At 70.2% G+C, this 10,728-nt stretch carries 8 protein-coding genes and 1 pseudogene; 6 read left to right on the forward strand and 3 right to left on the reverse strand.

Annotation, left to right across the window (positions count from 1 at the left end):
• The 3 genes and pseudogenes from B9S61_RS11795 to B9S61_RS11805 all read left to right on the forward strand — a co-directional run.
• A pseudogene (locus B9S61_RS11795) lies at positions 1-1,161 on the forward strand (export associated protein); the annotation flags it as partial.
• Positions 1,162-1,446: 285 nt separating this feature from the next.
• A complete protein-coding gene (locus tag B9S61_RS11800) occupies positions 1,447-2,454 on the forward strand; it encodes a TerC family protein (protein ID WP_103542212.1) in 1,008 nt (335 codons plus the stop codon).
• A 293-nt stretch (positions 2,455-2,747) separates the two neighbouring features.
• Positions 2,748-3,848, forward strand: coding sequence for a calcium:proton antiporter (locus tag B9S61_RS11805; RefSeq protein ID WP_103542213.1), 1,101 nt, complete (start codon positions 2,748-2,750; stop codon positions 3,846-3,848).
• Between the two features lie 21 nt (positions 3,849-3,869).
• Here B9S61_RS11805 and B9S61_RS11810 read toward each other — a convergent pair whose 3' ends face one another.
• Positions 3,870-4,916: a S66 peptidase family protein gene (locus B9S61_RS11810; RefSeq protein ID WP_103542214.1), complete on the reverse strand. Its 1,047-nt coding sequence runs from the start codon at positions 4,914-4,916 to the stop codon at positions 3,870-3,872.
• Between the two features lie 103 nt (positions 4,917-5,019).
• Between B9S61_RS11810 and aroQ the strand changes: the two genes are divergently transcribed.
• Both aroQ and B9S61_RS11820 read left to right on the forward strand, forming a co-directional pair.
• A complete protein-coding gene (aroQ, locus tag B9S61_RS11815; RefSeq protein ID WP_103542215.1) occupies positions 5,020-5,493 on the forward strand; it encodes a type II 3-dehydroquinate dehydratase in 474 nt (157 codons plus the stop codon).
• A gap of 68 nt (positions 5,494-5,561) precedes the next feature.
• Complete coding sequence (locus B9S61_RS11820) at positions 5,562-5,939, forward strand: hypothetical protein (RefSeq protein WP_103542216.1); 378 nt, start codon at positions 5,562-5,564, stop codon at positions 5,937-5,939.
• A 5-nt stretch (positions 5,940-5,944) separates the two neighbouring features.
• Here B9S61_RS11820 and B9S61_RS11825 read toward each other — a convergent pair whose 3' ends face one another.
• Both B9S61_RS11825 and B9S61_RS11830 read right to left on the reverse strand, forming a co-directional pair.
• The gene (locus B9S61_RS11825; RefSeq protein ID WP_103542217.1) at positions 5,945-6,595 is read right to left on the reverse strand and encodes an MBL fold metallo-hydrolase; all 651 of its coding nucleotides are present in this window, start codon (positions 6,593-6,595) and stop codon (positions 5,945-5,947) included.
• A gap of 39 nt (positions 6,596-6,634) precedes the next feature.
• Entirely contained in the window at positions 6,635-7,324 is a 690-nt protein-coding gene (locus B9S61_RS11830) for a maleylpyruvate isomerase family mycothiol-dependent enzyme (RefSeq protein ID WP_103542218.1), read from the reverse strand.
• Between the two features lie 223 nt (positions 7,325-7,547).
• On the opposite strand from B9S61_RS11830, the gene uvrA reads away from it, so the two are divergent.
• Positions 7,548-10,583: an excinuclease ABC subunit UvrA gene (gene uvrA, locus B9S61_RS11835; protein WP_103542219.1), complete on the forward strand. Its 3,036-nt coding sequence runs from the start codon at positions 7,548-7,550 to the stop codon at positions 10,581-10,583.
• The last annotated feature ends 145 nt before the right edge of the window (positions 10,584-10,728 follow it).

The following is a 10,728-nucleotide window of genomic DNA, read 5'->3' on the forward strand; positions in this document are numbered from 1 at the left end:
GCGCCGCAGGCCCGCCCCGGGCAGCCCGCACAGCCCGTCGCCGGGGACGCGACCGGCTGGTCCATGGAGGAGCGGCTCTACAACCAGGTCTGGGGCATGTTCGAGGACCTGGCCCGCACCACCGCCGCCTACCGGAGCGCCGTCGACTTCGCCGAGTCGCGCATGGACAAGGAGCTCGAGCAGGCCCTGTCCGACCCGCGCAGCCGGATCGGCGGCCAGGGCGACGCCGCCCGTGAGACCGCCCGGTCCCGGCACGCCCAGCTCGTCGGACAGGCGCGGGAATCCCTCGACCGGGACCTCGCCCAGCTCGCCGCCGAGGCGGAGGTGGTCGAACCCGCCCTGCCCCCGGCGTTCGCCCGCTGGGACAACCCGGCCTGGCACGCCTACCGGGTCCCCATGGAGATCCCCATGGCGGTCCGCCTGGGCGACGTGCGTCTTCCCGAGGCCGACCCGATCCGCATCCCGATGCTGCTCCGGCTGCCGCTGGAGCGGGGCATGTGGATCGACAGCGGACGGGCCGACTCCCTCGACGGGTCGTTCACCGACTCGCACGAGGCACGGCGCCTCGCCGTGGAGACGGCGGTGGCGCACGCGGCCCGGCTGCTCGCCGTCTATCCGGCGGGCGAGTTCACCGTGCACGTCATCGACCCGGCGGGATCGGGCGCGCAGGCACTGGCGCCGCTGACCCGGACCGGGGTCCTGGCCGGCCCGCCCGCCCACGGCGCCGCGGGCGTCACGGAGGTGCTCGGCCGGCTCACCCAGCGGGTCGACCTGGTGCAGATGGCGCTGCGCGGAGGCGCGCCGGACGCGCTGCCGCCCGGCTTCGACGCCTCCCAGCAACTGCTGATCGTCAACGACTTCCCGCACGGCTTCGACGACCGTGCCGTCAACCAGCTGCGCTACCTCGCCGACGAGGGCCCGTCCGTCGGCGTCCATCTGATGATGGTCGCCGACCGCGAGGAGTCCTCGGCCTACGGACCGCTGCTGGACCCGCTCTGGCGTTCGCTGCTGCGGCTGACGCCCGTGCCCGACGACCACTTGGCCGACCCGTGGGTGGGGCACGCCTGGACGTACGAGCCGCCGCTGGTGCCGCCCGGCAGCCAGGTCCTCGAGCAGGTGCTCACCCAGGTCGCGGCGGCCCGCCGCGCAGGGAACCGGTGACCCCGAACCCTCCTCGCCCAAGCTCTCGTAAAGCCCTCTGAACTGCGCCTTTGTGTGTTTCTTTACTTTGGCCTTTACCAATCCTTGGTGGTTGGGTACTGTTGACCGCACGGAGGGGAGTACTCCCTGTCTGTGCGGCGGCCCCGTCAATACGGATCAGGCCAGATCCCGGGGCGTCGGCCCGAAGGACCGTTCGGACGCGCTCGAGCGCCGACGGCCCGGGTGGAAGAGACCTCCGGCAGCGACGACGCTGACATTGCCTGTGACGTATCTGCCGGAGGCGCAGTGGATGTTTCCCTGACCCTATGGGTCCTCACGATCCTGGGCCTGAGTGCCCTGATCGCCGTCGATTTCTTCATCGGCCGCAAACCGCATGACGTATCCATCAAGGAAGCCGGAATCTGGACCGTCGTCTGGATCGTCCTGGCCGCGCTCTTCGGGCTCGGCCTGCTGATCTGGGGCGGAGCCCAGTCCGGTGGCGAGTTCTTCGCCGGCTACATCACCGAGAAGTCGCTGAGCGTCGACAACCTCTTCGTCTTCGTCCTGATCATGGCGAAGTTCGCGGTGCCGTCGCAGTACCAGCAGCGGGTACTCCTGATCGGTGTTCTGATCGCCCTGGTGCTGCGCGCGATATTCATCGCCGCCGGCGCCGCGATCCTCGCCAGCTTCTCGTGGGTGTTCTACATCTTCGGCGCCTTCCTCATCTGGACGGCCTGGAAGCTCATCCAGGAGGCCCGGGCCGACGCGGACGCAGAGGAGTTCGAGGAGAACAAGCTGCTCAGGGCCGCCGAGCGCCGCTTCGGTGTGGCCGACCGCTACCACGGCACCAAGCTGTGGATCGAGGAGAACGGCAAGCGGGTCATGACCCCGATGCTTGTCGTGATGCTCGCCATCGGCACCACGGACGTCCTGTTCGCGCTGGACTCGATCCCCGCGATCTTCGGCCTGACCCAGGATCCGTACATCGTCTTCACGGCGAACGCGTTCGCGCTGATGGGCCTCAGGCAGCTGTACTTCCTCATCGGCGGACTGCTCCGGAAGCTCGTCCACCTCTCCTACGGCCTGTCGATCATCCTCGGCTTCATCGGCGTGAAGCTGGTGCTGCACGCACTGCACGAGTCCGGGGTCCACGTCCCCGAGATCAGCATCCCCGTGTCGCTGGGCGTGATCTGCTCGGTCCTGATCATCACCACGATCACCAGCCTCCGGGCCTCCCGCAAGCAGGCGGAGGCCGAGGCCGAGGCGGCCGCGGGCCGGGGCGACGGCCCCGTGAAGAGCGACATCGACGCCTGACCCTGTCGGACGCACAGAGAGAAACCGGCACCGGGAGCAAAGGCTGCACATCGTCGGCCGCCGCTCCCGGTGCCTGCCTGTCTCAGCACGCGCCGCTCACCGGCGCCCCGACCGTATTCGACCCACCCCAGGAGGCCATGCGTGTCCATGATGACCCCGAGACGACCAGGAGGACGCAGCGGAGGGATACGCCGTGCGGCGGTGACAGCTCCTCTCGTGCCCACCGCGGCCGGTCCTCGCACGACAGCCTCCAGCAAGGTGCGGCGCCCCTTCCCGTCTGTGACGATCGCACCATGATCGCTCGGCTCAGGGCACTCGCGACGCGGTGGACGGTCATCGCGCCCGTGTTCGCCGTGCTGCTGCTGGTGCTGACCTGGGGACGCGATCTGCCCGGCGGCATCGTCGCGCTGGTGACCCTGGTGCTCGCGGCGTCCGTGCTGGCCGCAGTGCACCACGCCGAGGTGGTCGCACACCGGGTCGGTGAGCCCTTCGGCTCCCTGGTCCTCGCGGTCGCCGTCACCGTCATCGAGGTGGCTCTGATCGTCACGCTGATGATCGACGGCGGGCCCCAGAGCGCCACCCTCGCCCGGGACACCGTGTTCGCGGCCGTGATGATCACCGTCAACGGCATCCTCGGGATCAGCCTGCTGGTGGGCTCACTGCGCCACGGCACGGCGGTCTTCAATTCGGAAGGCACCGGAGCGGCCCTCGCCACGGTCGCGACGCTGGCGACGCTCAGCCTCGTACTGCCGACCTTCACGACGAGCAAGCCGGGTCCGGAGTTCTCCACCGTGCAGCTCTCGTTCGCGGCGGTGTCCTCGCTGGTCCTCTACGGCCTGTTCGTCGCGACCCAGACCGTCAGACACCGCGACTACTTCCTGCCGATAGTCGAGAGCGGCGAGGTGGCCAAGGCGGAGGAGCACGCCCCGGCGCCCTCCACCCGCACCGCCCTGATCAGCGTGGGCCTGCTGGGCATGGCCCTGATCGGTGTGGTCGGTCTGGCCAAAGGAGTCTCGCCGACCATCGAATCGGGAGTGCAGGCCGCAGGGCTGGGTCACTCCGTCGTCGGTGTGATCATCGCCCTGCTGGTCCTCCTGCCGGAGACCATCGCGGCGGTCCGGGCCGCGCGCCGCAACCAGGTGCAGACCAGCATGAACCTCGCGCTCGGCTCCGCGATGGCCAGCATCGGCCTCACCATCCCCGCCGTCGCGCTGGCCTCCCTCTGGCTCACCGGACCACTCGTCCTCGGGCTCGGCGACACCCACCTGGTGCTGCTCGCCCTCACCATGGTGGTGGGCGCGCTGACCGTGGTCCCCGGGCGGGCCACGCCCCTCCAGGGAGGAGTGCACCTGGTGCTGCTCGCCGCCTATCTCGAACTGGCCGTCAACCCGTAGCAGGGCGCGGTCCGCCCGGCGTCAGTACGTGACGGTGACGCGCCGGGCGGGACCGTCGACGCGGACGACACCGCCGTAGGGAATCACCAGCTGCGGGTCGGTGTGCCCGAGGTCCACGTCGAACACGACGAGGGCGTCGGGCGCATAGACCCGCATGGCCCGCAGCACGGCCTCGCGCTGCTCGGCGGCGTAGGCGGCGGCCTCCCCGGGAGCGTTCGGCCGCTCGAAGGACCACGTCTTCGCACGGCCCATCAGAAGCGCCGGGAATCGTCCGAGCAGCCCTCGCTCACCCATGTTCCGCAGGGTGCGGAAGACCTCCTCCCCGCTCGGGAGCTCCTCCGAGGTCTCCAGGAACAGCACGCCGCCCTCGTAGGCGGACAGGTCCCGCGCGACCCCGCGGCCGGCCATCAGCATCCGGCCGCCGATCTCCAGACAGCCGCCCCAGGTGCGGCCCTCCACCACCCGGTCGGCGTTCACCCAGGTCCAGCCCCCGCCGGGGCGTGTCTCCGGCTCCGCGTCGAACGTGGCGGGGTCCGCCCAGTCCCGGTTCACGTCGTTCCACCGCTCGGCGGGGCGCAGTTCGTACGCGCCCGAGGTGAACAGGGCCGCCCGCAGGGACTCGGCGGTCCGCGGATGCATGGCTCCGGGCCGGCCCAGCTCGACCATCACGCTCGCACCGTGGAACGCGACGATCCCGCTCTCGTGGAGAAACGCGAGGAGGTTGGTGTTGTCGCTCCACCCGAAGAACGGCTTCGGGTGGGCGCGGATCAGCTCCCGGTCCAGCAGCGGCACCACGGTGATCTGGTCGTCGCCGCCGATCGACGCGAAGACCGCCTTGATCTCCGGGTCGGCGAAGGCGGCGTGGATGTCGGCGGCACGCTCACGCGGCGTCGAGCCCATCCTCCGCGTCGCCGGATACTCGACCGGCTCCAGCCCGTACTCCTCACGCAGCCGCTTCAGTCCCAGCTCATACGGGAGCGGGAAGAGTCCCGGAACACCGGAGGAGGGGGAGATCACGGCCACGCGGTCGCCCGGTGAGGGCTTGGGAGGGCAGGTGAGGGGCGTCATGGTGGGAGGTTAGGGCCGGGCGGGTCCGTGCCGCACCGTGATAAACCGGGGACGAGCAGCGGTTCCGCCGGGAACCGCCCGCCCCCGACGGACCGGAGGAACCGTGCCCCGCAACCTGGCCGACGCCCCCATCATGATCCTCAACGGCCCCAATCTGAACCTGCTCGGGCAGCGCCAGCCGGAGATCTACGGTTCCGACACGCTCGCCGACGTCGAGGCGATGTGCGCCAGGGCGGCGGCCGCCCACAACGGCACGGTGGACCTGCGTCAGTCCAACCACGAGGGGCAGCTGGTGGACTGGATCCACGAGGCGCGGCAGGACCACTGCGGGATCGTCATCAACCCCGGCGCCTACTCGCACACCTCCGTGGCGATCCTGGACGCCCTCAACGCCTGTGACGGGCTTCCCGTGATCGAGGTGCACATCTCCAACATCCACCGGCGCGAGTCGTTCCGGCACCACTCGTATGTCTCGCTGCGCGCGGACGGGGTCGTCGCGGGCTGCGGGGTTCAGGGATACGTCTTCGCGGTGGAGCGGATCGCGACGCTGGCCGGCCCGGGGCTGGCCCCGGCGTAGCGCGCGGTGTACCGGGCCGGCCGTCCGGGTGTCATGCTGCTGCATCTCCCCTGCGGAAGGATGGGCCGATGGCCAGCAAACAGCCTCTGGATCCCCGGCAGTTCGGGCAGTACGTCACCACGCGGGCGCGAATAAAGGGCTACGACCTGGACACCGCGGACGGCCGGTCCAGGCTCGCCAAGGACACCGGCCTGCCGGCGAACGACATAACGGCCATCGCGGCAGGGAAGTACAAGCCCTCCGTCGATCCGTGGAAGACGTTCGGCGAGATCCTGGGCGAACGCCACAAGGACATGCTCTGCATGGCCGGCATCCTCGAACCCAGCGGCACCAGGCCCAGAAGGAAGAGCGTCGCGGAGACCGCTGCCGACCTGGGCCTGAAACAGCCGAAGACCGTGGCCGTCTTCGAGGCCCTCGTGGCCGCGTTGCTGAAGTCCGAGAGGTAGCCGGACTACCAGCCGCGCGCCCTCCACTCCCGGAGGTGCGGCCGCTCCGCCCCGAGACTGCTGTCGTTGCCGTGCCCCGGGTAGAACCACGTCTCGTCCGGGAGAGTGAACACCTTCTCCTCGAGGCCGCTCATCAGGCTCTGGAAGTCCTCGGGGCGTGTCGTCCGGCCGGGACCGCCGGGGAACAGGCAGTCCCCGGTGAACACGTGCGGGTGCCCGTGGGGGTCGTCGTAGACCAGGACGATCGAGCCGGGTGTGTGTCCGACCAGGTGGCGGGCTGTCAGCTCCACCTGCCCGACCCGGATCGTGTCGCCGTCGTCGACCAGTACGTCGGTCGGCACCGGGATGCCGTCGGCGTCGTCCCGGCCGGCGTGGGTGCGGGCGCCGGTGGCGGCCACGACCTCGGCGAGCGCCTGCCAGTGGTCGCCGTGCCGGTGGGTGGTGACGACGGACGCGACGCCGTCGTCACCGATCGTGCCCAGCAGGGTCTCCGCGTCGTTGGCCGCGTCGATCAGCAACTGCTCGTCGGTGGCCCGGCAACGCAGCAGATACGCGTTGTTGTCCATGGGGCCGACCGCGACCTTGGTGATCATCAGGTCCTTGAGTTCGTGCACGTCGGCTGGGCCGCCGACCGTCACCCGACCGCTGTACGTCATGGCTGCCAGCCTATCGCCGGAACCGGCGCGGGACAGACCTCAGAGCGGGGGGAGCGACGGAAGTGCGCCGCCCTTCACCGCCAGCCCGGCCCCGTCCCTGCGGCCGGCGAGCCAGCCGAGCAGGTCGGCGGCTGTCCCCTCGACCGTGACCGGGTCACCGTCCGACCCGCCGCCGGTCGTCCAGGTCCGGCCGTCCGCGGTGGTCAGGGTGGCCGACGGCACGTCCTGGTGACCGGTGAACCGCGCGGCGAGGAAGCCGATCTCCCGCTCCGTGAAGTCCTTCGGCAGGTCCTCCAGCCCGTAGCCGATCCCGAGGTCCACGTGATGCAGATCCACCTCGATCCACCGCCGGAACGGCACCCGCTCCGCGCGGTCGGTGACTCCGTTGCGCAGTTCCACCGTGCGCGACCAGTCCGCCGGGGCGGCGCACACCGCGCGGAAGCGCTCCGCGCTCTCCCGCACGTCGGCGAGCTGGACGTCGAGGGGGCGCGGGGCGCCCCGCTCGATGTCGGCGTCCCGGGCCTCCGCGGAGGCGTACATGGGACGGCCCTCCATGACGTTCACCAGCGCGTCCGCGTTGCGGGCGAGGTGGGCCAGTACGTGGCCGCGGGTCCAGCCGGGCAGGCGTGACGACTGGGTCACAGCCGTGTCGTCCAGTGCGCCGAGCGCGGTGAGCAGCCGTTCGGTAGCAGCTTGTAGAGATGCCAGGTCATCAGCGTGATCAATCATGGTGCTGACCCTAGCCCTGTCGCACGTTCGGGTGAAGGCGGCGGAGTGAGACCCTAAATCGAATGCACGTGCTATAAGCTCGGAAGCGGCGTCGGGCATGCTGGAGAGCCGGGGTTTGTTGACAACCCGTGAATCCGAACCGGCGTTGTCAGTGGCTCCCCCTAGTCTGAGAAGGACGGGGGCCCCGCCCCTGTCACTTCTCTCAAGAAAGGTGCGGACCGGCGTGGCCGACCGTCTCATCGTCCGTGGAGCGCGCGAGCACAACCTCAAGAACGTCTCGCTCGACCTCCCGCGCGACTCGCTCATCGTCTTCACGGGCCTGTCGGGGTCGGGCAAGTCCTCGCTGGCCTTCGACACCATCTTCGCCGAGGGCCAGCGGCGCTACGTGGAGTCCCTGTCCTCGTACGCACGGCAGTTCCTCGGCCAGATGGACAAGCCGGACGTCGACTTCATCGAGGGCCTCTCCCCGGCGGTCTCCATCGACCAGAAGTCGACCTCCCGCAACCCGCGCTCCACGGTCGGCACCATCACGGAGGTCTACGACTACCTCCGGCTGCTCTTCGCGCGCATCGGCAAGCCGCACTGCCCCGAGTGCTCCCGCCCGATCAGCCGCCAGTCGCCGCAGGCCATCGTCGACCGGGTCCTGCAACTGCCCGAGGGAAGCCGCTTCCAGGTGCTCTCCCCGCTGGTGCGCGAGCGCAAGGGCGAGTTCGTCGACCTCTTCTCCGACCTCCAGACCAAGGGCTACTCACGCGCACGGGTGGACGGCGAGACCGTTCAGCTCTCCAGCCCGCCCACGCTGAAGAAGCAGGAGAAGCACACCATCGAGGTGGTCGTCGACCGCCTCACCGTGAAGGACGGTGCCAAGCGGCGCCTGACCGACTCCGTGGAGACCGCCCTCGGCCTGTCCGGCGGGATGGTCGTGCTCGACTTCGTCGACCTCCCCGAGGACGACCCCGAGCGCGAGCGCATGTTCTCCGAGCACCTGTACTGCCCGTACGACGACCTGTCCTTCGAGGAGCTCGAGCCCCGCTCCTTCTCCTTCAACTCGCCCTTCGGCGCCTGCCCCGAGTGCACGGGCATCGGCACGCGCATGGAGGTCGACCCCGAGCTGATCGTCCCCGACCCGGACAAGAGCCTCGACGAGGGCGCCATCCACCCGTGGTCGCACGGCCACACCAAGGACTACTTCGGCCGCCTGATCGGCGCCCTCGCGGAGGCGCTGGGCTTCCGGACGGACATCCCCTTCGCGGGTCTGCCGCAGCGCGCCAAGAAGGCCCTGCTGCACGGACACAAGACCCAGGTCGAGGTCCGTTACCGCAACCGCTACGGCCGCGAGCGCCGGTACACGACGGCCTTCGAGGGCGCCGTCCCCTTCGTCAAGCGCCGGCACAGCGAGGCCGAGAGCGACTCCAGCCGCGAGCGCTTCGAGGGCTACATGCGCGAGGTGCCCTGCCCCTCCTGCGAGGGCACCCGCCTCAAGCCGGTCGTCCTCGCCGTCACGGTCATGGGCAGGTCCATCGCCGAGGTCTCCTCGATGTCCATCAGCGACTGCGCGGACTTCCTGGGCGAGCTGAAGCTCACCGCACGCGACAAGAAGATCGCCGAGCGGGTGCTCAAGGAGGTCAACGAGCGGCTGAGGTTCCTGGTCGACGTCGGCCTGGACTACCTCTCGCTGAACCGCGCGGCGGGCACCCTCTCCGGCGGTGAGGCCCAGCGCATCCGCCTGGCCACCCAGATCGGCTCCGGACTCGTCGGCGTGCTCTACGTCCTCGACGAGCCGTCCATCGGACTGCACCAGCGCGACAACCACCGGCTGATCGAGACCCTCGTCCGCCTGCGCGACATGGGCAACACGCTCATCGTCGTCGAGCACGACGAGGACACCATCAAGGTGGCCGACTGGATCGTCGACATCGGCCCCGGCGCCGGTGAGCACGGCGGCAAGGTCGTGCACAGCGGCTCGTACAAGGAGCTGCTGGCCAACGCCGAGTCGCAGACCGGGCAGTACCTGTCCGGCAAGAAGGCCATCCCGCTGCCCGACATCCGCCGCCCGCACGACCCGTCGCGCCGGCTCACCGTGCACGGCGCCCGCGAGAACAACCTCCAGGACATCGACGTGTCCTTCCCACTGGGTGTGTTCACCGCGGTCACCGGCGTCTCCGGCTCCGGCAAGTCCACGCTGGTCAACGACATCCTGTACACCCACCTGGCCCGCGAGCTGAACGGCGCCCGCAGCGTCCCCGGCCGGCACACGCGCGTGGACGGCGACGACCTCGTCGACAAGGTCGTCCACGTCGACCAGTCGCCCATCGGCCGCACCCCGCGCTCCAACCCGGCGACGTACACGGGTGTCTTCGACCACGTCCGCAAGCTGTTCGCCGAGACGACGGAGGCGAAGGTCCGCGGCTACATGCCGGGCCGCTTCTCCTTCAACGTCAAGGGCGGCCGCTGCGAGAACTGCGCGGGCGACGGCACCATCAAGATCGAGATGAACTTCCTGCCGGACGTGTACGTCCCGTGCGAGGTCTGCCACGGCGCCCGCTACAACCGGGAGACCCTGGAGGTCCACTACAAGGGCAAGTCCATCGCCGACGTGCTGAGCATGCCGATCGAGGAGGCCATGCACTTCTTCGAGGCCGTCCCGGCGATCTCCCGCCACATGCGGACGCTCCACGACGTCGGCCTCGGCTACGTGCGGCTCGGCCAGGCCGCGACCACCCTGTCCGGTGGTGAGGCACAGCGCGTGAAGCTCGCGAGCGAGCTGCAGAAGCGCTCCACCGGCCGCACGGTCTACGTCCTGGACGAGCCGACCACCGGCCTGCACTTCGAGGACATCAGCAAGCTGCTGACGGTCCTGTCGGGCCTGGTCGACAAGGGCAACACGGTCATCGTCATCGAGCACAACCTCGACGTGATCAAGACCGCCGACTGGGTCGTCGACATGGGCCCCGAGGGCGGCTCCGGCGGCGGTCTGGTCGTCGCGGAGGGCACGCCCGAGCAGGTGGCCGGCGTTCCGGCCAGCCACACCGGCAAGTTCCTGCGGGACGTCCTCGGCGCGGAGCGGATCAGCGACGCCGACCAGGTGCGCGCCCCGCGCAGGACGGCGGCGAAGAAGACGGCCGCCGCCAACGCCGGTGCCCGGAAGACCGCCACCAAGGCGGTCGACAGCGGCGCGGCCGGGAAGGCGGCCACCAAGACCGCCGCCAGGAAGACGGCCACCGCCGCGAAGAAGACGACGCGGTCCGCCCAGGCCTGACCCGCACACCTCGCACCGCGCACACGCCGTGCCGCGGGGGACCGTTCGTCCCCCGCGGCACGGCGTGTGCGCGTGTCAGGCACCCTCCGCCCCCAGCTCGTGGGCGTACGGCGGTTCCGCGCCCGCGCGGGAGCAGGTGATCGCC

Source organism: Streptomyces sp. SM1 (assembly GCF_002910825.1).
In the GTDB taxonomy this organism is placed as follows: domain Bacteria; phylum Actinomycetota; class Actinomycetes; order Streptomycetales; family Streptomycetaceae; genus Streptomyces; species Streptomyces okerensis.